Raw genomic sequence first — 23890 nt, 5'->3', positions numbered from 1 at the left:
AGTCTTGCTGAAACCCTTTTGGGTAGACCTTCATATACACACGCTGCTCTCCCCCTGCGGAGAGCTTGAAATGGGGGCCCCGGAGATTGTCGAACAGGCGCGCGCGGCGAAGCTGGACGTCATCGGCATCGCCGACCACAATACCTGTGAGAATTTTCCCGGTATATATGGTGCCGCGGCGGGTTCGCCCGTCGTGCTTCCCTGTATCGAAACTCAGAGCGCGGAAGATATCCATATACTCTGCGTCTTTCCCGATTACGATACGGCCTTCACCTATAAGGAATGGCTCTGGCAGCGCATCCGCCCGATTCCCAACGACGTCGAGCATTTTGGCTATCAGATCGTCGTGGACGCGAACAACGAGATCGTGAAGGAGGAGGAGACCTTCCTCATCCAGGGCGCGGGCTACGAAGTCGACCAGATCGTCGCCAAGACGAAGGAGATGGGCGGCCTCGCGATTCTCGCCCATGTGGACCGTCCGGCCTTTTCGTATCCGGCGGCGCTGGGGCCGATGCCGGAGGATTATCCGGCCGACGCCTTCGAGCTCTCCTGCCGCCTCAACCACGACGAGGCGCAAAAGTGGCGTGAACAATATCCGGAGCGCGCCTTTATAAGGTCATCCGACTCGCACATGCTGGAGACGTTGTCGCGCGCCAACTGCACGAAGATGATGCTCGAGGAGCCTACCTTTGAAGAGATAAAAAAAGCTATACGCGGAGAGGACGGCCGGCGTATTTCGTGGCCGTGGGGTTAATATAGGAATGGCAAAAAAAGAGATAAATAGTTACAAGTGCTCTGAGTGCGGATACCGCAGCACGACGATGATGGGGCGCTGTCCGAAATGCGGTTCCTGGGGCACGATGGAGGATGACACTCCCATACAGACGGTCAAGGGCGGGCTTGTGGCGGCGGCGAAGGCCGCCGTTCCCATATCCGGGCTTGAGGTCGAGGAGCAGGAGCGGATACTCTCCGGCATTGATGAGCTGGACCGCGTGCTGGGCGGCGGCTGGGTACAGGGCGGCGTTACGCTACTTGGCGGCGAACCGGGGGTGGGGAAGTCCACCCTCCTGTTACAGGTCTGCGCCGAGATGGCGAAGCGCGGCAGCCGCGTGCTCTACATATCCGGCGAAGAATCATCTGGACAGCTGGCGCTGCGCGGCCGGAGGCTCGGGCTTATGACGCAGGGGCTGGATCTGCTCTGTGAGAGCGATCTGCCCTCGTCGCTCGCAGCGGCGGAAAACCACGGCTATAAATTTATGGTTATAGACAGTGTGCAGGCCTTCCGCGCCGACAGCGAAAGCGGCTGGGCCGGTTCGCCGAATCAGGTCAAGGGCGTCGCCGCGATGGCCGTCGAGACGGCGAAACGCTGCGGCATACCGACGGTACTGGTCGGCCACATCACAAAACAGGGGCAGATCGCGGGGCCAAAGCTGCTTGAACACCTTGTCGACGTGGTGCTGCTCTTCTCCGGCGAGCAAAACTCGCCGAACCGCCTGCTGCGGGCGGAGAAGAACCGTTACGGCAGCACGGAGGAGCTGGGGATATTTGAGATGTCGGAGCGCGGCCTGACCGCGGTGAACGACCCCAGCAGGCTCTATTGGAACGGCACCGATCTTGGCAGCTCCGGGGTTTCGATCTCAATGGTGCTGGAGGGCTCCCGCGCCCTTGCGGCGGAGATACAGGCGCTCGGCTGCGTCACGCCGTTCCCCTATCCGAAGCGTACCGCGCGCGGTATCGACGTCAGTCGTCTGCAGCTTCTTCTCGCGGTGCTCGAGCGTCGCTGCGGCATTCCCTCGCGCACGAGCGACATCTATCTGAATGTCGCCGGCGGACTGCAGCTCAAGGACCCGGCGGCCGATTTGGGGATATGCGCCTCTCTGGCCTCCGCCGTCATGGATATCGAGCTCCCCTCGGACGTCTGTTTCATCGGCGAGGTCGGCCTTGCGGGGGAGGTGCGTCCCGCGGGACGCACGCTGATGCGCGTAAAGGAGGCGGCGCGCCTTGGCTTCACGCGCGCGGTGATAAGCCGCCGCACGCCGAAGGAGAGTTATCCGATCGAGGTGTTGAAAATTTCCTCGCTGCGCGAGATCGTCGATCTGTTCCTGAAGCGGTAGCGGCCGCCGTTAAAAATAATTGACGTTAAAAAAGAGCCCGCGCGGACCGCGCAGGCTCTTTTCGTCCGTTATAGGTTACCCTGTTATTTTTTGAGACCTTCCAAAAATTCCTTCATTCGCGCCATACCCTCTTTAATGTTTTCCATCGAGCAGGCATAGGAGAGGCGCAGGAACCCGGGGGCGAAGAAGGCCGTGCCGGGAACTGCGGCGACGTACTTTTCGTTGAGCAGCCTCTCGCAGAATTCCATGTCGTCGGGGATAGGGCACTTGCGGATGTCGACGAAGACATAGAAGGCTCCCTCAGGCTCTTTTACCGAGACGTAGGGCATCTCGCGGATGAGATCGACGATGACGCGGCGGCGCTTCGCGAACTCGTCGCGCATCGCGTCGACGTCAGCGTCGGCCTCTTTGACTGCGCCGCAGGCCGCCCACTGGGCGATCGAGCAGGCGTTGGAGGTGAGGTGCGTCTGCAGCGTGCTCATCTTAGCGATGATCTCTTTGGGGCCGAGCGCGTAGCCGATACGCCAGCCGGTCATCGCATAGGCTTTGCTGACGCCGTTTATTATCAGCACGCGGTCTTTAATCTCGGGAGCGACGTTGAGGATGTTCACGTGCTTTGCGGGGGCGTAGGCAAAACGTTCGTATATTTCGTCAAAGATTATCCAGAGGTCCTTTTCCTTCGCGACCTCGGCGATCATCTTCATCGTCTCTTCGGGGTATATGGCGCCCGTGGGGTTCGAGGGGGAGTTGAGGATGAGCCCCACCGTCTTCGGGCCGATGGCCGCGAGAAGGCTTTCCCTCGTCGGCAGCAGTCCGGTCGCGATGGTATCGACGACCTTTTCCACACCGCCGGCCATGTGCAGCTGCTCGACGTAGCTGACCCACGCGGGAGCGAAGAGGATAACCTCGTCGCCTTCGTCGACGAGCGCCTGCAGCGCTTCGTAGAGAAGGGGCTTCGCGCCGGGAGCGATGATGACCTCCGCCGGAGTGTAGTCAAGGCCGAAGCGCCTCTTATAGTAGCTGCATACCTCCTGGCGCAGCTCTATTATGCCGGGGTTCAGCGTGTAGTGCGACTCGCCGCGGTTGATCGCGTCGATCCCCGCCTCGCGGGCGGACTTCGGCGAATTAAAGTCGGGCTCTCCCGCGCTGAAGGAGATGACGGGCTTGCCCTCGGCCTTCATGGTCTTCGCCTTGCCGGAAATGCTCAGGGTCGCCGATGGCTGGATGTTCAGTATCCTCTTAGAAAACTTCACTTTTATGACCTCCATTCTTTAAATGGCAATAATGCAGTTCTGAATTAAGAAACGCATAAAGTGCAGATATTATAATACTAAAGCCTGTCCTGTGCCACTATTGTTTTTTACCTATTTTAAGTTGCGGTATGGTTAAATATAAACCTTTTGGCATTACTAATGTGACTAATATTTACACAATTTGCACATTTGAGCCTATTTGGATATCATGCTAGAATAATGTCAGTAACAGTAATATAAAGCACCATACGAATGGAGGAGTTGCTATGGAGGTACGTTTTGTCACGCGCAATGTTGAACTCCCCGGAGATATTAAGGATTATATGGAGAAGAAGCTTTTCAAGATCGAAAAGTTCTTTGACCGTATCCTGGACACTCAGGTCGCGCTCAACTACAAAAGAGGAATGAACGTGGTTGAGATCACCTCAAATGTAAACGGAGTCGTAATGCGCGGAGAGGATTACGCCCCTGACCTTCGCAAAGCCTTTGACAAGGCGCTTAAGAATATCGAACGCCAGGTGAAAAAACATAAGAGCTACCTCACCGACAAGGTCCGCATGAAGGTACAGGATATTTCCTTCGATATCGACCCTGAGCTTATCCCGGCCCCGGCGACGGATAGAGACGAGCCGGTGCGTGAAATCGTAAAAAGAAAGAAATTCACGGTGGACGTCATGACGCCGGTCGAGGCCACGATGCAGATGGATCTGCTGGGCCATTCGTTCTTCCTCTTCAAAAACGACGAGACGGGCGCGATCAACGTCGTCTACCGCAGGGAAGAGGGCGGCTACGGCCTGCTCGAACCCAGATAAAGGCTATACTTTTACGGTTACCGGATCCCCTCTCTCGAGGGGATTTTTTGTTTGCTCTTGACCTCGTCCGCCATAAGGGTTAAGTTAATTTATATTTTATTAAGGACGTGTGGCTCATGGTTTGTGAAATGATAGAATCGCTCAATCCGCGCCAGCGCGAGGCCGTGACTTACTGCGACGGGCCTCAGGTCGTGCTTGCGGGCGCGGGCAGCGGCAAAACTAAGGTGCTTACGACGAAGATCGCCTACCTTATACAGGAACAGAATATCCGCCCCTGGCGCATACTCGCGCTCACCTTTACGAACAAGGCGGCGCGCGAGATGAAGAGCCGGGCCGAGGCGATCCTCGACGGTAATTTACAGGGGCTGGAGATATCGACCTTCCACGCATACGGGCTGAGGTTTCTGCACCGCTATTCGGAGGCGCTTCAGAAGCTCGGACATCCCTATCCGTTCGTGATCTTTGACCGCGGGGACACCAAAGCGGTCGTCAAGCGGGCGATGGCGGAGCTGAACATAGACCCGAAGAAGCTGGAGATGTCCGCGGCGCTCGACATGATATCGCAGGCCAAGACGAAGGCGAACCCCGTGTCGCGCGAGCCTAAGATATCGGATCGCTGGCGCACCCTCTACGACACCTACCAAAAACAACTGAAAATGCAGGGCGCTCTCGACTTCGACGACCTGATGGTGATGCCGCTGCACATCCTCGCCACCAACCGCGAGGTGCTCGAACACGAGCGTTCGCGCCTGGACTGGGTGCTTGTCGACGAGTATCAGGACGTGAACCATCCGCAGTATCTCCTGCTGCGCTGTCTGGTCGACGACGGACGCAAGATAATGGTCGTCGGCGACCCGGATCAGTCTATCTATGGCTGGCGCGGCGCGGAGATGGCGATGATCCTTAACTTTGAGCGCGACTTTAAGGGCTCGAAGATGACGATATTGGACCAGAATTACCGATCGACGGGGAATATCCTTGACGGGGCTAACGGCGTGATAAAGAACAACGACGACCGCCACCCGAAGGATCTCTGGACCGCCGCCGAGCGCGGGCGGCTGATAAATGTGCGGCGGAGCTTCAAGGATTCGGACGAGGCGGAGTGGATCGCGAAAAAGATCGAGTCGCTGCACGACGACGGCTATGCCTACGGGGAGATGGCGATCCTCTACCGTATGAACGTCCTGAGCCGCGGTATGGAGCAGGCGCTGCTGGAGCGTTCGATACCTTACCGCGTCATCCGCGGCGTCGCCTTCTACGAGCGCGCCGAGGTCAAGGACGCCCTCTCGATGCTGCGTCTCGCCGTCAATCCGCGCGACGCCATTTCGCTGGCGCGCGTTGCCAACATTCCGACGCGCGGGCTCGGAAAAAAGAGTGTAGAGCTGCTGGGCGAGGCGATCGCGGCGCTGGAGTCCGCCGGTGCGGAGGAGCTGTGGAAATCGGTCCTCGCGAACGGCGGCGGCCTCAAGGGCAAGCAGGGTGGCGGCGCGAAGGCGCTCGCCTCCGACATGCTCGCGATCCTCGCGAACGAGGACAACATCGGCGAGGCGGTGCGCACGATCATCGACTCAAACGGATACGAAAAGTATCTGCGCGACGAGTATCCTGACGACTGGGAGGAGCGCGTGGAGAACGTGATGGAAATTCTTTCCATCGTCTCGCCGGAGAGCGACATTACGCAGGCTCTGACGGAAATACCGCTGATAACCGACCAGGATTCGCCCGAAGGCATGGAGGACTCCGTCAACATGCTGACGCTGCACGCGGCGAAGGGCCTTGAGTTCCCCGTGGTCTTCCTCATCGGGCTTGAGGAGGGTATCTTCCCGAGCGCCCGCTCCGTCACGGGCGAGGGCGATATCGCGGAGGAGCGGCGTCTCTGCTATGTCGGGATGACGCGCGCGCGGGAGCAGCTTTACATCAGCTGCGCCTCGAGCCGCCTGCTCTTTGGCGGCATCCAGCGCAATCCGATGTCGCGTTTCCTCGGCGAGATACCGAAAGATGTCAAAGAATTTACAGACGACGCGCAGGGAGGCGGCTATCATGCCGACAATAGGGCTAACGGGCGACGTTGGCGCTGGTAAGAGCACGCTCTGTAAAGAGTGGGCCGCGATGGGGGCGCGCGTTATAGATTCTGACAGCGTCGCGCGCTCTCTATGGGACGACCCGCAGATACAGAGAGAGGCGGAAAAGCGTTGGGGCGCCGGTTTTTTCAACGCGCCGCACAGGGAGTTGTGGGCGAAGATCGCCGCGAAGATATTCACCGACGAAGAGGAATACCGCTTCGCCTCGAAGCTGCTGCACAAGAGGACGATGGATGAGATAAAGGAGATGGCGGACGGGGCCGGAGGCTGGGTGGTGGTGGAGATACCTCTGCTCTACGAGGCCGGATACGACGGCTGGCTCGATTATGTGGTCTACGCCGCCGCCCCCTTCGAGAAGCGCGTCGAACGCAACGCGAAGCGCAGCTGGAACGCCGAAGAGGTCTCCCGTCGTGAGAACAGGCTTCTGCCGAGCGAAGAGAAGATGGCCAGGGCCGACTTTGTCCTGGTAAACGACGGCACGGAGGAACAGTGGCGGGAGAAGGCGCGGGAATTGGGCGCAAAGTTGGCCTCGCTGTGAGAGTGGTCCTATTTTACGCCGCGCCCGCTTTCGGCGGCGGAATATGACAGCCGGAGACGGGCTGTAAATGGACTGTCATTATATACTGGCACAGGCTATAGGGTTTGGCGGCGCGGCGATGCTCATCGGAGCATATCAGTGCAAGACGTCGCACCGTCTTTTTGGGATGCAGATCTGCGGACATCTGCTCTATATCATCCACTTTTTTATGCTGGGAGCCCTCTCCGGCGCGACGACCCTTTTTATCGCGCTGCTGCGCGGCGTCATTCTCTTCAACGCTAAAAAACGCTGGGCCCGCAGCCCGCTGTGGCTGTGGCTTTTTATCGGCCTCTTCGCCGCCGGCTGTTTTGTGACCTGGACGGACGCATTCAGCCTGCTGCCCTGCGCCGCGATGATCGTCACCACCTCGGCGATGTGGAGCACCAACGGCAAGAAGATCAGGCTGGCGAATATGTTTGTCAGTTCGCCCTTCTGGCTCGTCTACGACGCGCACGCTGGATCATGGTCCGGCGTGCTCTGCGAGCTTTTTGCGATATCCTCGATAATGATCTCCATATTCCGCTACGGGCTGAAGGCTCTCGACGTGGACGAGAGCGCCGGTAACGGCTAAGGTGCGGTCCCTGCCGGAAAGGCGGCGGCGCCTGCGGTTTATTACGGGAATAAGAAAGGAAAAGGAATAATGAAAGCGTATGAACGTCTGCTTCAATATGTGCGTATCGCCAGCGCCTCCGACGAAAAGGGCGCGGGCAGCCCGAGCGCGCCGGGCATCTGGGATATGGCGCGGCTGCTTGAGAGGGAGATGCGGGAGATGGGGCTCTCCGAGGTTTGCCTCGACGAGCACTGCTATCTTTATGCCGCCATTCCCGCGAATATAGAGACGGAGGCCGCCGTCCTTGGCTTTATCGCCCATATGGACGTCTCCCCCGCCTCGCCCTGCGAAGATATCAGGGCGCGCCTGGTGGACTACGATGGCGGTGATATCCTTCTCAGCGAAGATAAAAATATCGTCATGAGGGTCTCCGATTTTCCCTTTCTGGAGGATTACGCGGGTAAGAGGCTTATCGTCACCGACGGCACGACTCTGCTCGGCGCGGACGACAAGGCGGGGATCGCCGAGATCCTGACGATGGCGGAGCGGCTGCTGGCCGACGATTCGATCAAGCACGGCAAGATCGTGATAGCCTTCACTCCCGACGAGGAGATCGGGCGCGGTACGGAGCACTTCGACCTGAAAAGGTTCGGCGCCGACTTCGCCTATACGGTGGACGGCGGCCGCTTCGGCGAGATATCTTATGAAAATTTCAACGCCTCGTCGGCCCAAGTCTCTTTCACGGGACGCAGCGTCCATCCAGGGACGGCGAAGAATGTTTTGATAAACGCGCAGCTGCTGGCGATGGAGTTTTTCTCGATGCTGCCGGCGGCGGAACGTCCCGAAAATACCGAGGGGCGCGAGGGCTTTTTCCTTCTCGACGAGAGCGGCGGCAGTGTGGAGAGCGCCTTTCAGCGGTATATCCTCCGCGACCACGACGCGCGGAGGCTCAGGGCGCGCGAGGATATGATAGGTGAGGCGGCGCGCCGCATCAATGAAAGGTACGGCGAGGGCCGCGCGGAGCCGGTGATAACGCAGACATACCGCAACATGGCCGAGGTGGTCGAAAAATATCCGTTCATGATCGATATCGCGAAGGAGGCCGTCAGGGCGGCGGGCGGCGAGCCTTTCATCGCCCCGATACGCGGCGGCACGGACGGAGCGAACCTTTCATTTATGGGGCTGCCCTGCCCTAATCTCGGGACGGCGAGCCACAACCATCACGGACGGCTGGAATTCGCCTGCGCCGATGATATGGAGCTGGTCGTCGTGACGCTGGTGAAGATCGCGGAGGCGTACGCGTCGATAGGGAAAAGGCAGCGGTAAAGGCGGGGCTGCGGCGCTGAAATATTAAAGGCGCCGGAGCGGTGGCGATCAATTCCCCGCGCTCCGGCGCCTGTCGTTTATGGACGGCGGCGTCCGCCGTTGTGAGGTCAGGCGAAGTTGTTTTTAAATCATCGCCCCGAAGGTGCGCGTCAGCACCATCCTCTTTTGCAGGCAGTAGACGAGCAGAGCGCCGATCACCGCGCCGGGGACGGAGCTCATGAGGAAGGAGCCGGAGAAGAAGAGGAAGCCGATGCCCTTGCCGAGGATGGGGCCGAGAACCTTCGCCCCTACCCAGGCTCCGACGATGCCCGTACCGACCGGCTCGGCGCAGGCGGCGCAGACCTTGTATCTTTCGGGCAGGGCCTTAGCCGCGAGGCCGACAAAGAGCGCGCCGAACATGCTTCCAGGGAAGGCGAAGAGGCTGCCGGTGCCCATCAGGTTTCTGATGACGCTCGTCGTAAAGGCCGCGCCGACCGCCCACCAGGGGCCGAGGATTATCCCCGCGAGCACGTTTATCGTGTGCTGAAAGGGGAAGCACTTGGTTGGCCCCATGGGGATCGAGACGACGGAGAGCACCACGCCGGCCGCCGCGAAGGCTCCGGCGAGAACCGCCCTTTTGAATAGCTTTTTTCTTTCTTCGTTCTGCATTTTATTACCTCCAGGTTCAATAAATTTACAAAAAGTTACCGGCGTGCCTCAGCAGCCGAAGCTCTTGTCTATCTCTCTCATCAGCGCCTTCGCGGCCTCTCTGGGGTCCGCAGCCCTCATCACCGCGCCGGAGAGCGATATCCCGCTGCATCTGCAGCCGGCGAGCCGGGAGACGTTCGCGAGTTCGATGCCGCCGATGGCCACCGAGGGGATCTCAACCGCGGCAAGCACCTCTTTGATGCCCTCCGGGCCGATGACGACGGCGTCGTCCTTGGTCGCGGTGCCGAAGGCCGCGCCGCAGCCGATGTAGTCCGCGCCCAGCCGTTGGGCCTCGCGCGCGAGTTCCGGCGTGCGCGCCGTGCCGCCGATGATAAAGTCCGGCCCCGCGATCTGCCGCGCCGCGCCGACCGGCAGATCCTTTTGTCCGAGGTGGACGCCGTCGGCTCCCGCCGCGAGGGCGATATCCAGCCGGTCGTTGACCAGCAGCGCCGCGCCGTGCGCGTGGCAGAGATCTTTCAGCGCCAGCGCCGTATTGTAACATTCGCGCCCCGTCCAGCTCTTTACGCGCAGCTGTACCGCGGTGACGCCGCCTTCGAGAGCGGCGGCCGTCTTTCTGAGCACCTCGTCAGGCGTGTCGCCCTCGCCGCAGATCAGATAGAGGCGGAGCTGTTCCGCGAGTCTTTTCCTGTCTGCCGCCAAATCATTTCACCTCATCCAGTAATATAGAGCCGTATTCGGCAAGCATGTCCATGAATTTTATTCTGAAAGAATAGGGGCCCTCCGCATCCGCCGCGGCCTCCGCCGACGCGCGGCGGAAGAGCCTCAGTGCGCGCCGCGCCGCCTCCAGCGGCCCTTCCCCCGCGCAGTAGAGCGCCGTCACGCTGCCGAGCGCGCAGCCGATCCCGCTGGTGCCACGCAGCAGCGGCGAGCCTCCGTCAATGACGAAGCTGTCTCTTCCGTCTGATATGTTGTCCGTCTCTCCGGTGCTGTAGACGGTGCAGCCGTATTTTTCCGCGCACGCTTCGACGAGCCGCGCCGCGCCGTTTACCGCCGTGTCGCAGGAGACGCCGCGCGGAGCCGCGCCGCTGCCGCCGAGGGCGCCGATCTCCGCCTCGTTGCCCTTTATCACGGAGAAGCGGAATTCGGCGAGCAGCGTGTCGGCGATATCCGTGCGGTATTTTGAGAATCCGTAGCCGACGAGGTCTATCACTATCGGCACGTTGTTTTTTGCCGCCGCGGAGGCCGCCGCGCGGTAGAGCGCAAGGGCGTCGTCAGGCGGCGTGCCGATGTTGATCAGCAGCGCGTCGCAGGAGGAGGCGATCTCTCCCGCCTCCGCGATCTGACGCGACATTATCGAAGCGCCGCCGAGCAGCGCGACGCAGTCCGCCTGGAGCTGCGCGGAGACGCCGTTCGTTATCTGGTAGACGAGAGGCCTAGCCATGAACGATCTCGGTCCACGGCATGGTGACGGCGTGTCCGAGGCAGCCCGCGCCGTGCCCCGCCGTCACCCCGTAGTGAAGTCCCGCCCGTAGGTACTGCCGCGCGCGTGCCACCGCCTCCTCAAGTCCGAGACCGGCGGCAAGCTCCGCGGCGATTGCCGAGCTCAGAGTGCAGCCGGTGCCGTGGTTTGCCGTCGTCTCAATCCTTCTGTCCTGCAGCAGCGAGATTTTGCCGTCCGCGAGCAGCACGTCCGTGATGATCTCCGGCTCGCCCGCGAGATGGCCGCCCTTGACGAGCACCGCGCCGCAGCCGAGCTTCGCGATCTCGCGCGCCGCGGCCGTCATCTCCTCGACGCTCTCTATCTTCATCCCCGTCAGCTTTTCGGCCTCCGGGAGGTTGGGGGTGACTATCAACGCCAGCGGCACGATGATCTCCTTCACCGCATCGACGGCGTCGGCGGCGAGCAGGGAATCCCCGCTCTGGGCCACCATCACCGGATCGACGACGATCTTTTTTATTCCCAGCTCCGACAGCCCCTCGGCGACGGCCCTGATCGTCCCGCGGTTGCCGAGCATCCCCGTCTTAACCGCGCCGAGCAGGAAGTCGCTGCCCACGGCTAGTATCTGCGCCTTGATTATCTCCGGCGGCGCGTTATGGATGCCGGTCACCCCGAGAGAATTTTGCACGGTGAGCGCCGTTATCGCCGAGGTTCCGAATACCTTCAGAGCCGCGAAGGTCTTTAGATCGGCCTGAATCCCCGCGCCGCCGCCGGAGTCGCTTCCCGCGACGGTCATCGCTATTCCGCGGTATATCCCATATTTCATCGCCATACCCCTTTTCAAAATAAAAACCCCGCTCTAATCAGAGCGGGGCATCTTTTCTTTTCTCGGCCTCGCTCCCTACGCCGGCATTAACCGGATCAGGTCTGGGGTCGAAGTCAAAAACTTCCTCTCAGCTTCTTAAGCTCCCCCGGAGTCGTCGCTATTATCATCCTAACGAACGGTACTGTCAACTTGACAAAGATGGGGCGAGTTGTTAAAACATTCTTAACATCGGGGGAGTCGCGAGGCTGAGAAATTGACGCATGTCATGACCCTTTGAACCTGATACGGATAACGCCGTCGTAGGGAAGATGGAGAGATCATATAACTTTTCTTTCATCTCCGGTGTAATAATGACCTCTGGAGGAAACAGCAATGAAAATACCGCTTAGAATACTTGTCGAGGGGGCCCTCTCCATCGCTCTTGCCGTGGTGCTCTCCTATTTCAAACTTTTCTCGATGCCGCAGGGCGGGTCCGTGAGCCTCACGCTGCTGCCGCTGCTGATTTTCGCGTTCAGGAACGGCTGGCGCTACGGAATATTCGTCGGCGCGGTCACGGGGCTTCTGCGTCTTATGCTCGGCGGCTACGTGGTGCATCCGCTACAGGCGCTGCTTGACTATCCCGTTGCCAGCGGGCTGATCGGGATCGCGGGATTCTTCCAGCGGGAAAAATGGCTCGGCGTGGTCAGCGCCTGTTTTGCGAACTTTGCCGCGGCGGTGCTCTCGGGCGTCGTGTTTTTCGCCTCGTACGCGCCGGAGGGGACCAATATCTGGCTCTACTCAATACTCTACAACGGGAGCAGCGTGCTTCCCGAGACTGCCATTCTGATGGCGCTCGTATATATAATAATGCCGAGGCTGGAAAAATTCAGATAAAAGAGGGTGCCGCCGTATGAAGACGATAAGACTGCCGCAGGTGACGATAGAGCAGGATAATAGGACGGAAACGGATTCCGCGCTGATGGTGCTTGGCGGCAGGGAGCCTTCGCCCCTTTGGCTCTCGGAGCTTGCCTTCCGCGGCGAGGTGTGGGCGGTCGACCGGGGGATAGAGGCCTGCCGCCGCGCGGGGATCATCCCGCGGCGTCTTATCGGCGACTGCGACAGCGCCTCCGCCGAAAGCTGGCGCTGGGCGGAGGATAACGGCGTTCCCGCAGAGAGGTATCAGAGCGACAAAGACCTGACCGATTTTCAGCTGGCGCTCGATATCTTCCGCGAAAAAAATAAAGATCGGGTAAAAAAAATATTTTTAACGGGCGCCTGGGGCGGCAGATTTGACCATTTATGGAGCCTGATTCTCTCTTTTTTGAACTTTTCCTCTCCGCACGTTCCATTTTGCATCGCCGACGAGAGGGAGGGGCTGGTCCTCATGGAGGGACCCGCGGAGGCGGCCTTCACCTTTGCGCGGAGGCCGAAGGCGCTCTCGCTCTTATCTTTTTCCGATATCTGTGCCGGCGTATCGATCGCCGGCGTCCGCTGGCCCCTTAACGAGGTAGTGCTCCGCCTCGGCTTTCCCTACGCGATAAGCAACCGACTTGACGGCGGTCAGCGCGTGCGTGCCGGCTGCGAAAGCGGCCTGCTCGGTTTTTACTGGGTATGGGACGAAGCGTAATCTCCGGCGCGGATTGTGTAGAGCCTCTCTTTCGCCGCGCGGCGGCGGCTGTATAATATAACGCGCAAAAATTTTTTTGCGGGGGCAGGAGGGGAAGCGAAAAATATTTCGTGCCGTCCATTGAAATACGGCGGCGTGGAATTTAAAGTAAACCTCCCCGCTGAGCTTATAAACTTTGGCTGTGAAGAGGCTCAGCGGCGGCACTCTGGAGAGGCCCGTCTGCCTCATGCCGTACGGCGCGGAGACCCTGCCGCATATACGCGGGGAAGAATAAGAGATATTCTGATTTCACACAGATAGGTATGACGGCATTGTCGTGTTAAAATATCTCATGTGATTTTGACAGAAAAAATTAAGGATGTGTTTAAATGCTGGGAAATCTATTTTCTGCCGAGGGAATATCGGAGCTGCTTTTAAGCCTGCCCGCTGTCCTCTGGGCCATCACCTTTCACGAATATTGCCATGGCCTCGCCGCCAAGATGCTGGGCGACACCACGGCTGAGCGCGCGGGGCGGCTCTCACTGAACCCGCTGGACCATTTGGACCCGCTGGGCGCGCTCTGCCTGCTGCTCTTCCGCTTCGGCTGGGCAAAGCCGGTGCCGATAGACACGCGCTACTTCAAGCATCCCAAACGCGACATCATCATCGTAAGCCTTGCGGGCGTCGCCGGCAATATGCTGACGGCCTTCTTCTGCGCGCAGCTCGTGCGTTTTGTCCCCGGACTCTTCGTCAGTTGGGGGGCGCGGCAGTTCATCCTGCTGATGATCTATATCAACCTCGGCCTGGCGGCCTTCAACCTCATCCCGATACCGCCGCTCGACGGGTCGCGCATACTCTACGTCCTGCTGCCCTACCAGTGGATGAAATACTACTACTGGCTTGAGCGCTACGGCATGTTCGTCATCGTCGGCCTGCTGGTGCTGGGAGTATTCCCCTATATCATGCGCCCGATCATGGCCCTGCTTTTCAGCATATTACTGATATAGGCGGTATTTAAAAGATGAAAAAGATACTTATAACGAACGACGACGGGATCTTCGCCGAGGGCATCCAGACGCTTGCGAAGGCCTTTCACGCCGCTGGTTACGAAGTGCTCGCCGTCGCCCCCGACCGGGAACGCAGCGCCTCTGGCCATTCGATGACTATGGACAGGCCGCTGCAGATCAAAAAGATAGAGAATAAGATGCTCGCGGACGGCTTCACCGCCTACTCCTGCGACGGCACGCCCACGGACTGCGTGATCATGGGCATCGACGTGCTCCATTTCGTCCCCGACCTCGTCCTTTCAGGCATCAACTGCGGGCCGAACCTCGGCGACGACCTTACCTATTCCGGAACGGCCTGCGCCGCGATGGAGGGGCTCATTTTCGGCTATCCGTCGGTGGCCGTCTCGCTTGTCTGCGGTTCAACTTCGCCGGAAAAACATTTTGACACCGCCGCCGAGACCGCGCTTCAGACGGCGCGCTGGCTCGCCGGCCATCCGCTGCCCGAGGGCGTCATGTACAACGTCAACGTTCCCAACGAAAGGCTGGCAGATATCGCCGGCGTGCGCCTCACCCGTAAGGGAAAACGCCGCTATCATGACAAGATAACGGTCGTCAGGACGCCCTTTGGAGGGGAGGCCTACTGGGTCGGCGGCAGCATCCACGACGAGCTGCACGAAGACACCGACGTCTGGGCCGTCGCGCATAAATACGTCTCCGTCACCCCCGTGCATCTTGAGATGACCTCCTTTGACTCTTACAACGCCGCGAAAGAGACAGCAATAGAGGCGGAGATATACCGGGGAATGAAGTCTGAATAATGAACCAATAAAAGAATAAAGTTTATTTTGAATTTTTTTGGTCAACCGGTTGACAAATAAAGTTCACGTGATAGAATACCACACAAGTTTTTAAGACCACCACGAAGGGAGGGCGTTATTGTGAATCTGCAGGCCGCCGAGCGAGATAGACGTATACGACGAATCGATTCCTTACCGCATAGAGTAATATGCGATGACGGGGATATGAATTCGATTACTCGGCGACAGAGATAAAGCGCCACCGGCTGAAAGCGCTTTTCGCAGAAAGGATCACAATTCCGCACCCCAGAGCATAACACAACGAAGTGGACAAATATGTCAACGAGGGTGGTACCGCGGGTAAATTTGCTCGTCCCTCTTCCGAAAGGAAGAGGGACGAGCTTTTTTTAATCTACAGAAAATTTTAGGAGGAGTTTCAAATGATGGCACCGGAAAAAAAGGGAAAAGTAGTATTGGCTTACAGCGGCGGACTCGACACATCGGTGGCGATCCCCTGGCTTCATGATCAGGGATATGAGGTAGTCACGCTCACAATGCATGTCGGACAGCAGGCGGACGACCTGGAGGAGATAAAGGCGAAGGCCTACTCGTCCGGCGCTTCTAAAGCCTATGTCGTGGACCTCCGCGAGGCGTTCATCGATACATTTGTCTGGCCGTCGCTCAAGGCGAACGCCGTATACCAGGGAGTCTACCCGCTCAACTCGGCGCTCTCTCGTCCGATGATCGCCCAGGCGCTCATCTGGTGCGCCGAGAAGGAGGGCGCGGTCGCCGTCGCCCACGGCTGCACCGGCAAGGGACAGGACCAGGTGCGTATCGAGGTCGCCTGTAACGCCCTGAATCCCGATATCGAAGTCCTCGCGCCCGTCCGCGACTGGGGCTTCTCACGCGAAGAGGAGATGGACTACGCCGCGGCGCACAACGTTCCCGTCCCTACGACGAGAAAGAGCCCCTACAGCATCGACGACAACCTCTGGGGCCGCTCCATTGAGTGCGGCATCCTCGAAGATCCGTGGAACGAGCCGCCGAAAGACGCCTACAAACTGACCGTCGACCCCGTGGACGCTCCCGACGAGGAGGTCACGGTCGAGATAACGTTTGAGTGCGGCGTTCCCGTGGCGATCAACGGGCAGAAGATGGGCTCCATCGAACTGATCGACTTCATGAACAAGACGGCCGGCAAGGCCGGATACGGAAGAATCGATATGGTAGAAGACCGCCTCGTCGGCTTCAAGAGCCGCGAAGTCTACGAATGCCCCGGCGCTCTCGCGATCATTCACGCGCACAAAAAGCTGGAGACGATCACCCTCGCCAAGGACGTGCTAAAGACCAAAAAAGAGCTGGAGGTCAAGTTCGCCGAACTCACCTACGAGGGTTACTGGTTCTCGCCGCTCATGGAGGCGATACAGGCCTTCATGGACTCGACGCAAAAGTCCGTCAACGGCACCGTGAGGATGAAGTTCTACAAGGGCAACTGCATCGTCAACGGCATGAAGTCCGACAGCTCCGTCTACAGCAAGGCGCTCGCCACCTACTCAACGGGAGATATCTTCGACCAGTCGGCCTCCGTCGGCTTCATCAAGATCTGGGGCATGCCGATCAAGACCTGGCGTCAGACCCACAAGGAAAAGAACATCAACCCGATAGACAGCCTCGTGATGCAGAAGGGCAAAGACGCGACCAAATAAACAGCGGTACAACGGCAAGGGGACAGGCCTGAACAGACCTGTCCCCTTATTAGTTCACTTATGATTGGCTATGGCTGCGGCAGGATCTTATGCCTTCCTGTACCCGCACTTGGGGCATACGCCGTTTTCGTCCAGCGCGATGCCGCAGAGCGGGCAACGGTCTACGTTCAGATGCGGTTCGTACTCTTCCGAAGCCTCGTTGACGCCGCTGGAGAAGGTCAGCTTGACGATGTTCAGCTTATCCTTCAGCAGATCGTAAACGATCTTGATCATTCCCTCGACGGTCATCGTTTCCTTCGTGACGACGAGCCGACACTCTGGATAGGCTGTCGCCAGCTCGGTCTTAAAGGCAGGACCCTTCATGGTATTGCTTGGCGCGCCGTTCCTGATGCCCTGCTTCTCATAAACGTCCAGGACGGCTGGCAGCAAAGGATCGTCTTCCCGCAGGATCAGGGCGTGGTCAAAATTTTTCAGAACATCCCAGGCAGTTTTCTGGATTTCGTTGCAGGGGAAAACCATATTCACACCGGGATTGACGGAACCCTCCACCTCGATAGTCAGGATGCCGGTATGTCCGTGAAGATACTGGGCTTCGCCCTTAAATCCGTAGAATCTGTGCGCGTACTGCAGGTCAAGTTTCGCAATGCTTTTCATTATAATGTCTCCTCTTTTGTCCATATTATTTACGGGGTTTTCGCTCCCGTATGCGCGTTTATCTTGCCTTTTCTTCCATTTCCATGGCCTGTCTGCATTTGCCGCAGATACCGCTGAGCCTGAGCTCGACGTGACGCACCTCTCCGCCGGCCATATCCGCGGAGGGAAACGCCCCTTCCGGGAAGGCGAAATCTGTTATCCCGCCGCAGATCTCGCAGATAAAGTGTCCCTGCGGCCCCGTCTGACAGTCGTAACGCGCACTGTCGATATGGTCCAGACGCTGAATGATCCCGCGCTCCGCGAATTCGTTCAATATCCGGTAAACGCTCTCTCTGGTCACTGCCGGCAAATTTTGCCTGACATTTCTCCACACGTCATCCACTCCGGGATGCGTATAGTTTTCATGTACAAATTCATAAACCGCGAGCCGCTGTGAAGTACATTTCCATCCGTTCCGTCTGCATATTGCCTGAAATTCCTCGATCTTTTGCTGATCCATCATAATTCACCCGGACAATTTATAATGAATTTAATATGTAAATAACTATAATAGTTATTTGTTGTAATGTCAAGTGTATTTCTTGAAATCATTTTAATTTAATTATCCTTTGTGCAAAGGTTGGCAAAGATTATCCTTCATCACAAAAGTATGGGAGACAATGGCCGAAATGTGTCCGCTGCTCATCCGCTTTTGTGATATCGTTGTTTGACAGGGTCGTAGTATTCTTCTCATAAATATACCTGTATAACAGACTTTGTATTTTCAATTTTTGTCTATCGGCGCGTTATTGCACCGATTGGGTATCATTTACACATGACCTCAGATTTTTCAAAAAGTCATACGATTGACATAAAAATAATTAAGAAAAGATGGAATATTAGTGAATAAATATAATTTTCCTTATTTTATTTTTGCCCTATATTATAAACGCCGAGGATACAAATAAAATTATTATAGGGGGATGGATTTATGCTGGCTTTAGTTGAAAACACGCTTAGTACTTTAGTGGATATTTTATGGGGGCCGTCGCTTCTGATAAGCTTGATTGGAACAGGAATATGGTTTACTTTGATCACCAAATTCTGGCCTGTAAGATATTTCGGTAAAGCTATGAGACAATGCCTTAATATGGATAAAGATACGTCGTTATCAAAGGCTCCCGGGATCGTCACTCCCTATCAGGCGGCAAGCATCGCGATTGCCGGGGCGATCGGTACGGGAAATATCGGTGGCGTCGCGAGCGCCATTGCTCTTGGCGGCCCTGGGGTGCTCTTCTGGATGTGGGTGACGGCCATTGTTGGAATGGCTACAAAATTGGTGGAGATCACGCTTGCTGTCTATTATCGCGATAAGAAGGTTAACGGCGATACATGGGGCGGTCCGACCTTTTATATGGAAAAGGGGATTGGTAAGAAGACAAAGCTCTGGATACCCTTGGCATGGACCTTTGGGCTGGGGATAATGATCCAGTACTTTATCTCTCTTGAGAATTTTACCGTTTCCGAAGCTCTCACTGAGGCATTCGGTATTAATCAGATATACACCTCGCTTTTTTATGGATTTATGTGTGCGATAGTTGTTATTGGCGGTTTTAAAAAGGTTGCTGGTTTTGCCGCCAAGATGCTGCCGCTGATGTCCATCCTTTATGTGGCGGCTGGGTTGTTCATAATAGCGATAAATGTTCATAAGCTGCCGGATGTTTTTGCTCTGATCATAGCCAAGGCTTTCACACCATGCGCTGCGATAGGTGGCTTTGCCGGAGCATCTTTGCTGCTTGCGATACGTACAGGTATCTCGCGCAGCCTCTTTAGCAACGAAGCGGGATGGGGCGCGAGCCCTATGGCCCATGCCTCTGCAAAGACGAATCACCCAGTGGAACAGGGGTTGTGGGGGATATTTGAGGTTTTTGTCGATACAATGGTAATCTGCACTATAACAGCCTTGGTCATTCTCGTTACCGGTGAATGGTCGAGCGGCGAAGCTGGCGCTACATTGACAATGAGATCTTTCCGTTCCGGCATGGGACCTATGGGATTCTATTTTGTGGCTTTCGTAGCCTTCCTATTTTCGTGGACCACCTCGACAAGCTGGTCTAGCTATTTCCAAACGCTTCTGGAACACGCGTTCCGTTCAAAGCCGAAAGTTGCCGCTAAAATAGACAGGCTTATGAGAATGTGCTATGTACTGCCGGGAATTCTAAGTACGATATTTATTGTAAATATAGGAATAAAGACGGAGATTGTTTGGTTAGTTTCAGATATAGCTACCTCTCTTCCAACCTATGTAAATCTTTTTGCAATATTGTTTCTCACGAAAAAATTCCTTGCAATTCTCAAGGATTATGAAGGAAAACGTGTTCTTTGGGGAAAAGAGATTTTCTACAAATATGACAAAGAAATATAACTAATGAGGTGAATATATTATGAAGATATTGATTACTGGAGCAGGGATGATCGGTTCTATCGTCGCTATGGAATTATGCAGGGAAAACGACGTAACGCTTTTCGACGGGAGTGACGCGGCTCTGAAAAGAGTCAGTTCAAAAGAAATGAACATAGAACTGATACAAGGTTCTGTCTTTGATGAAAAAAAGCTAGAGGGATTGATTTCAACTAGTGATGTGGTTGTGATTGCCCTACCGGGTAATTTGGCTGTCAGCGTCGCTGAATCTGCGCTGAAACAGCGAAAGGCTGTTTTTGATATAAGCTCTATACCGAACGATGTCCTGCTTGGCAAAATCAGAGAGCTTGCGGATGAGAATAAAACCCTTTATGTGCCTAAAATTGGTATAGCCCCAGGCATGACCAATTTTCTTACTGGCCGTGGGTGTGTTGGCCTCGACTTTGTGAAAGATGTAAAGATATATGTCGGTGGTATTCCGCAGAAAAAAGAGTCTCCAATGGGGTATAAGACGGTGTTTTGCCTCGAGGAAACGCTGCAGGAATATCTTGATCCGGCGATGGTGATAGAGAATGGTAATAAAAAATATGTTGAGGCGATGTCTTGCTTACACAATGTTGATTTTGAAGGGCTTGAAGGTTTGGAGGCCTTTCTTACGGATGGTCTTGCCACATTGGCAGAAACGATACCGGCGGAAAATATGTCTGAATTTACCATTCGCTGGCCTGGTCATATTCAACAGATAAAGAACCTGATCGCGCTCGGAATGTTCGACAAGAACGAAGATGATTTCGAAGGAATGAAGATAACCCCGAGGGAATATCTTATCAGCCATCTAGCTCCTCTTTGGAAGATGGAGCCGGCTAAAGGAGATAAAGATCTCACTCTCTTCCGTATCGTTGTAAAGGGTACAAAAGACGGGGCAGAAGTTGAGTCTAAGTGGGAGACTGTTGATAGATACGACGAAGAGAGGAATATCACCTCGATGGGGAAGTGCACCGCTTTTAGTTGTACATCGTTTATCAGAGCTTGGATGAAATCTCTCTTTAACAACAATGGTTTTGTATTCCCGGAAAAATTATCGGTAAATGATTCTCTTTATCGTTATGTTATGGAATCGATGGCTTATCACGGAGTGCATTTTACAGAGCAGCACACAACTTTGAAACGATACTGAGTTTCACACCGTGATTTAATTGGTATTTAGGTGTAAAAATAAACCCCTAGGGGCCGTTTAATGCGATAAAATCTTTGTAGCATTAGCGGCCCCGTTTTGTAAGGAGGTATTTTTATGAAGAAACCTATAAAGATGAGTTATGATGAAACAGACCTGCGAATCATCGAAGAGATACGTGATAATGCAAGAATTTCTTATAAGAATTTGAGTGAAGCGGTAAACCTGTCTGTACCGGCGGTCTTCGAACGTATGAAAAAAATGGAGGAAAGGGGGGTGATACAAGGGTACAAGACTGCCGTTGACTACTGCCGGATAGGGTACCCTATACATGTATTTATACTTCTGCACGACGACCGCTGTCGTGACGGTGTCCCCTACATGTTGAGCCAGATGGAGAGTATCTTTCAATTTTGGATTGTCTCAGGCGAATATGACTATCTCCTAGAGGTTTATCTTTCAACCAGCCAGGAGTTAGACGATCTCCTGAATGAACTGTATAAAATAGGAAGGACTCATACAATGCTTATTTTAAATAAACTTAAAGAGGATTCGCTATAGTTTATTTATAAAATATTGATGTAAGATCAACTTGTAGATGTTAATATAGTATGTATAAAATAAAAAAACATACTTTGAAAATTCTTTCATGAATTGTTATAATTTAACGTACAACGTGCGGCTCTCTGGTGGCGTAAGTCCGGTTGCGGAGAGCGGCGCGTTTTATTTTAACCGTTAATGATTACTTATAGATTATATTTAACTATAAGTAACTACTATAATTAAGATACGCTGAAAGATATTTATGAGCGGAAACAGGGAGGGGTTGAAAATGAGCCTTTGCGGGGTGGGCAAAAGAGATTATTGCGTCGGTGATTATGTGATGTATGCCGGAAACGGGATCTGCCGGATAAACGATATTCGCCGGGAGAGGTTCAGCGGCCTTGAGGAGCGGCTCTATTATGTCATGAGCTCCGTCTACGACTCCGGCGCTAAATTCTATCTTCCCGTCGGGATGGAGGATATTGAGAGGCGCATCCGCCCGCTGCTCTCCGAGGGGGAGATTTGGGCGATCATCGACGAGACGGAGGACATTGGCAGCCGGTGGATAGAGAACGACGACAGCCGTATGGCCGCCTTTGAACAGATATTGAGGGGCGGAGAGATCGTGGAGATTCTCTGGCTCGTCAAAATACTTAACCTGCATAAGATAGAGATGCGCGAGAGCGGAAGGAAGTTTCGTTCCTGCGACGAAAAGGTGCTGGCGCACGCGGAGCGGGTGATCACGGAGGAGTTCGCCTTCGTCCTCGGCCTGCGCCGTGAGAACGTGATACCACGCATCGTCGACTATATAACGGAGAGGAGGGAGGCCCGCAATGACGAAGGAAGAGGCGTTGGAGCTTATCGAGCGGATACCGTATGTCACGGCCTTCAGCGCGCCGAGCGGCAAGGCCAGGATAGACCTTTATAAAAAGGCGGTCGGCAAAAAGGAGCCGCTCCAGTGGCTCAAGGTCGTGAAGTCCTGCTGGCTCAGGAGAGAGGAACGTTCCGGCGGAGTGGAGGGAACCCTCGAGGGCGAGTACGGGAACCGGGCGAAACGGCTGCTACACGCGGAGCTGGCGGAGGCGCTGGGGATAGGCGAGGAAGAGGTCGAGCCGTTTATCGAGAGATATCTTAAAGAAAATATATAAAACAGAATGATGAATTATTGAAACGCCGCTTAAAACTATCGGTTTACAGGCGGCGTTTACTATAAAGATACAACTTGCTTTACTCCGCGGCGGTCGTACTTGCGGGTATGTTCCTTGTATGGCGATTTACGCTGCCGATACTGCGTTTCTTCGACGCCTCGGCGGAGCTGCTTTCGATCGGTGACTGCGCGATGCGCGTCGTCAGCGCCGGCCATATTTTTACCGCCTATATGCTCATCGCGCAGAGCGTCTGTCAGGCGCTTGGCAACGAGTTGTACTGCCTTGTCGTGATGCTGCTGCGCGTAGTCGTCGTTCTGCTGCCGCTGCCGCGACATTGTTCACGGCAGTCCAGCTCCGCGCGCGGCAGACAACTGCCGCTTCGTGTCCGGTGCTCGGCGGTGCCTTTTTGAAAAATAGCAGTGGGATGCCTCTATTTGGTCTTGAGACCCTCCATCGAGAGCCGCAGGTGTTCCCTTATCAGGCGGACGCTCTCCGCCTCGTCGTGATTTTTCAGCGCCTCGAGGATGATGATGTGCTCCTCAAGGCTTGGGTTTGTGTCGAAGTCGAAGAAAGACTCAAAGAAAATCATCTGTACGAATGTGCGTGAGAGGATGTTCTTTATATATCCCACGAGCGTGTTATTGCCCGAAGATTCGGCGATGATAATATGGAAGTTGTCGTTGACAGTAAGATAGGACTCGAGGTTGCGGTTGACGAAGGTTTCGTGTTCAGCGTCAATCTGCTCCTGCAGGCGGCATAACTGCAGCGGCGTGATATGCTTCGCCGCCTTACGGATGGCCATAATCTCCAGTTCTTCTCGTACCTCGTAGGTGTCGATTATCTCCTGTCTGGTAGGCGAGGCGAGACAGGCGCCCCAGCCGGGGATGATCTGGACGAGCCCCTCGTTTTCCAGACGTCTTAAAGCCTCCCGCACGGGCGTACGGCTCACCTGCAGCTCCTTGGCAATTGCCACCTCCGGCAGCCTTTGGCCGCTTACCAGCGCCTTTTCGAATATCTTTTTTCTCAACTGATCATATACAAACCCCGCCGCTGTTTGCACAGAGGATGACGTCATAACCATATTCAACCAACTCCCCAATATGCTTCAAGTAAAAATATACATAGTACACCGCATATTTGCAAGCGGGAAAAATGAGAAAATTACCGCCCGCCGCGCCTGCGTACGCATAGTCTTGCGAAGCGGTGCCGCCTTTTACTTGCCGCGGGGTATATGACGGCGGTCTGCGCCG

General features: G+C 55.6%; 26 protein-coding genes and 2 riboswitches. Of the genes, 18 read left to right on the top strand and 8 right to left on the bottom strand.

Annotated features, from left to right (window positions below):
- Positions 1 to 4: 4 nt before the first annotated feature.
- Together BED41_RS10905 and radA are read left to right on the top strand one after the other, a co-directional pair.
- Positions 5 to 754 (top strand): PHP domain-containing protein, encoded by a 750-nt coding sequence (locus tag BED41_RS10905; RefSeq protein ID WP_066746001.1) that lies wholly within the window; start codon positions 5 to 7, stop codon positions 752 to 754.
- Positions 755 to 761: 7 nt separating this feature from the next.
- The gene (radA, locus tag BED41_RS10900; protein WP_066745998.1) at positions 762 to 2114 is read left to right on the top strand and encodes a DNA repair protein RadA; all 1353 of its coding nucleotides are present in this window, start codon (positions 762 to 764) and stop codon (positions 2112 to 2114) included.
- Between the two features lie 83 nt (positions 2115 to 2197).
- On the opposite strand, the gene BED41_RS10895 is transcribed toward radA, so the two are convergent.
- Positions 2198 to 3367, bottom strand: coding sequence for a pyridoxal phosphate-dependent aminotransferase (locus BED41_RS10895; protein WP_066745995.1), 1170 nt, complete (start codon positions 3365 to 3367; stop codon positions 2198 to 2200).
- Between the two features lie 266 nt (positions 3368 to 3633).
- On the opposite strand from BED41_RS10895, the gene hpf reads away from it, so the two are divergent.
- The 5 genes from hpf to pepT all read left to right on the top strand — a co-directional run bounded on the left by hpf (position 3634) and on the right by pepT (position 8713).
- Positions 3634 to 4179, top strand: coding sequence for a ribosome hibernation-promoting factor, HPF/YfiA family (hpf, locus tag BED41_RS10890; RefSeq protein ID WP_066745992.1), 546 nt, complete (start codon positions 3634 to 3636; stop codon positions 4177 to 4179).
- Between the two features lie 116 nt (positions 4180 to 4295).
- A complete protein-coding gene (locus BED41_RS10885) occupies positions 4296 to 6260 on the top strand; it encodes an ATP-dependent helicase (protein ID WP_066745984.1) in 1965 nt (654 codons plus the stop codon).
- The gene (coaE, locus tag BED41_RS10880; RefSeq protein WP_066745980.1) at positions 6220 to 6798 is read left to right on the top strand and encodes a dephospho-CoA kinase; all 579 of its coding nucleotides are present in this window, start codon (positions 6220 to 6222) and stop codon (positions 6796 to 6798) included. Before BED41_RS10885 ends, coaE begins: the two co-directional genes overlap by 41 nt.
- Positions 6799 to 6865: 67 nt before the next feature.
- Positions 6866 to 7408 carry a YgjV family protein gene (locus tag BED41_RS10875; RefSeq protein ID WP_066745977.1) on the top strand — a complete coding sequence of 181 codons (543 nt, stop codon included), beginning with the start codon at positions 6866 to 6868 and terminating at the stop codon, positions 7406 to 7408.
- Between the two features lie 69 nt (positions 7409 to 7477).
- Positions 7478 to 8713: a peptidase T gene (gene pepT / locus BED41_RS10870; RefSeq protein ID WP_066745975.1), complete on the top strand. Its 1236-nt coding sequence runs from the start codon at positions 7478 to 7480 to the stop codon at positions 8711 to 8713.
- A gap of 123 nt (positions 8714 to 8836) precedes the next feature.
- On the opposite strand, the gene thiW is transcribed toward pepT, so the two are convergent.
- From thiW to thiD, 4 genes are read right to left on the bottom strand one after another with little or no spacing between them, the layout of a single operon-like run.
- Positions 8837 to 9361 (bottom strand): energy coupling factor transporter S component ThiW, encoded by a 525-nt coding sequence (gene thiW, locus BED41_RS10865; protein ID WP_066745972.1) that lies wholly within the window; start codon positions 9359 to 9361, stop codon positions 8837 to 8839.
- A gap of 48 nt (positions 9362 to 9409) precedes the next feature.
- Positions 9410 to 10060: a thiamine phosphate synthase gene (gene thiE, locus BED41_RS10860; RefSeq protein ID WP_066745969.1), complete on the bottom strand. Its 651-nt coding sequence runs from the start codon at positions 10058 to 10060 to the stop codon at positions 9410 to 9412.
- 1 nt (position 10061) lies between these two features.
- Positions 10062 to 10802 carry a hydroxyethylthiazole kinase gene (gene thiM, locus BED41_RS10855; protein ID WP_066745966.1) on the bottom strand — a complete coding sequence of 247 codons (741 nt, stop codon included), beginning with the start codon at positions 10800 to 10802 and terminating at the stop codon, positions 10062 to 10064.
- A complete protein-coding gene (thiD, locus tag BED41_RS10850; protein ID WP_229712298.1) occupies positions 10795 to 11625 on the bottom strand; it encodes a bifunctional hydroxymethylpyrimidine kinase/phosphomethylpyrimidine kinase in 831 nt (276 codons plus the stop codon). The genes thiM and thiD overlap by 8 nt, the downstream gene beginning before the upstream one ends.
- 54 nt (positions 11626 to 11679) lie before the next feature.
- Positions 11680 to 11782, bottom strand: a riboswitch (TPP riboswitch).
- Positions 11783 to 11845: 63 nt separating this feature from the next.
- A riboswitch (TPP riboswitch) is annotated at positions 11846 to 11949 on the top strand.
- Between the two features lie 48 nt (positions 11950 to 11997).
- On the opposite strand from thiD, the gene thiT reads away from it, so the two are divergent.
- The 5 genes from thiT to BED41_RS10825 all read left to right on the top strand — a co-directional run bounded on the left by thiT (position 11998) and on the right by BED41_RS10825 (position 16720).
- A complete protein-coding gene (thiT, locus tag BED41_RS10845; protein WP_066745963.1) occupies positions 11998 to 12498 on the top strand; it encodes an energy-coupled thiamine transporter ThiT in 501 nt (166 codons plus the stop codon).
- Positions 12499 to 12514: 16 nt separating this feature from the next.
- Entirely contained in the window at positions 12515 to 13231 is a 717-nt protein-coding gene (locus BED41_RS10840; RefSeq protein ID WP_066745960.1) for a thiamine diphosphokinase, read from the top strand.
- Positions 13232 to 13599: 368 nt separating this feature from the next.
- Positions 13600 to 14217, top strand: coding sequence for a site-2 protease family protein (locus BED41_RS10835; protein WP_066745955.1), 618 nt, complete (start codon positions 13600 to 13602; stop codon positions 14215 to 14217).
- A 14-nt stretch (positions 14218 to 14231) separates the two neighbouring features.
- A complete protein-coding gene (gene surE, locus BED41_RS10830; protein ID WP_066745952.1) occupies positions 14232 to 15035 on the top strand; it encodes a 5'/3'-nucleotidase SurE in 804 nt (267 codons plus the stop codon).
- Between the two features lie 419 nt (positions 15036 to 15454).
- Positions 15455 to 16720, top strand: coding sequence for an argininosuccinate synthase (locus BED41_RS10825; RefSeq protein WP_066745949.1), 1266 nt, complete (start codon positions 15455 to 15457; stop codon positions 16718 to 16720).
- A gap of 87 nt (positions 16721 to 16807) precedes the next feature.
- Here the strand turns inward: BED41_RS10825 and BED41_RS10820 are convergent, their stop codons facing one another.
- Both BED41_RS10820 and BED41_RS10815 read right to left on the bottom strand, forming a co-directional pair.
- Positions 16808 to 17374: a 6-pyruvoyl trahydropterin synthase family protein gene (locus BED41_RS10820; protein ID WP_066745947.1), complete on the bottom strand. Its 567-nt coding sequence runs from the start codon at positions 17372 to 17374 to the stop codon at positions 16808 to 16810.
- A gap of 58 nt (positions 17375 to 17432) precedes the next feature.
- On the bottom strand, positions 17433 to 17873 hold the full coding sequence (locus BED41_RS10815) for a Fur family transcriptional regulator (RefSeq protein WP_066745945.1): 441 nt from the start codon (positions 17871 to 17873) through the stop codon (positions 17433 to 17435).
- A 471-nt stretch (positions 17874 to 18344) separates the two neighbouring features.
- Here BED41_RS10815 and BED41_RS10810 point away from each other — a divergent pair, with 471 nt between their 5' ends.
- The 6 genes from BED41_RS10810 (at position 18345) to BED41_RS10785 (ending at position 23050) form a co-directional block, all read left to right on the top strand.
- Positions 18345 to 19778 (top strand): alanine/glycine:cation symporter family protein, encoded by a 1434-nt coding sequence (locus BED41_RS10810; protein WP_066745943.1) that lies wholly within the window; start codon positions 18345 to 18347, stop codon positions 19776 to 19778.
- A 19-nt stretch (positions 19779 to 19797) separates the two neighbouring features.
- Entirely contained in the window at positions 19798 to 20952 is a 1155-nt protein-coding gene (locus tag BED41_RS10805) for a saccharopine dehydrogenase family protein (RefSeq protein WP_066745941.1), read from the top strand.
- Between the two features lie 114 nt (positions 20953 to 21066).
- Positions 21067 to 21510, top strand: coding sequence for an Lrp/AsnC family transcriptional regulator (locus BED41_RS10800; RefSeq protein ID WP_066745938.1), 444 nt, complete (start codon positions 21067 to 21069; stop codon positions 21508 to 21510).
- Between the two features lie 271 nt (positions 21511 to 21781).
- On the top strand, positions 21782 to 22420 hold the full coding sequence (locus tag BED41_RS10795) for a CarD family transcriptional regulator (RefSeq protein WP_066745935.1): 639 nt from the start codon (positions 21782 to 21784) through the stop codon (positions 22418 to 22420).
- On the top strand, positions 22326 to 22640 hold the full coding sequence (locus BED41_RS10790; protein ID WP_157102333.1) for a hypothetical protein: 315 nt from the start codon (positions 22326 to 22328) through the stop codon (positions 22638 to 22640). The genes BED41_RS10795 and BED41_RS10790 overlap by 95 nt, the downstream gene beginning before the upstream one ends.
- 74 nt (positions 22641 to 22714) lie before the next feature.
- The gene (locus BED41_RS10785; RefSeq protein ID WP_066745929.1) at positions 22715 to 23050 is read left to right on the top strand and encodes a hypothetical protein; all 336 of its coding nucleotides are present in this window, start codon (positions 22715 to 22717) and stop codon (positions 23048 to 23050) included.
- Between the two features lie 20 nt (positions 23051 to 23070).
- Here the strand turns inward: BED41_RS10785 and BED41_RS10780 are convergent, their stop codons facing one another.
- Positions 23071 to 23715 carry a GntR family transcriptional regulator gene (locus BED41_RS10780; protein ID WP_321032395.1) on the bottom strand — a complete coding sequence of 215 codons (645 nt, stop codon included), beginning with the start codon at positions 23713 to 23715 and terminating at the stop codon, positions 23071 to 23073.
- Positions 23716 to 23890 lie beyond the last annotated feature (175 nt).

It is taken from the genome of Cloacibacillus porcorum (genome assembly GCF_001701045.1).
In the GTDB taxonomy this organism is placed as follows: Bacteria; Synergistota; Synergistia; order Synergistales; family Synergistaceae; genus Cloacibacillus; species Cloacibacillus porcorum.
Note: the sequence above shows the minus strand (reverse complement) of the source record. Positions and strands in the feature narration are given on the sequence as shown.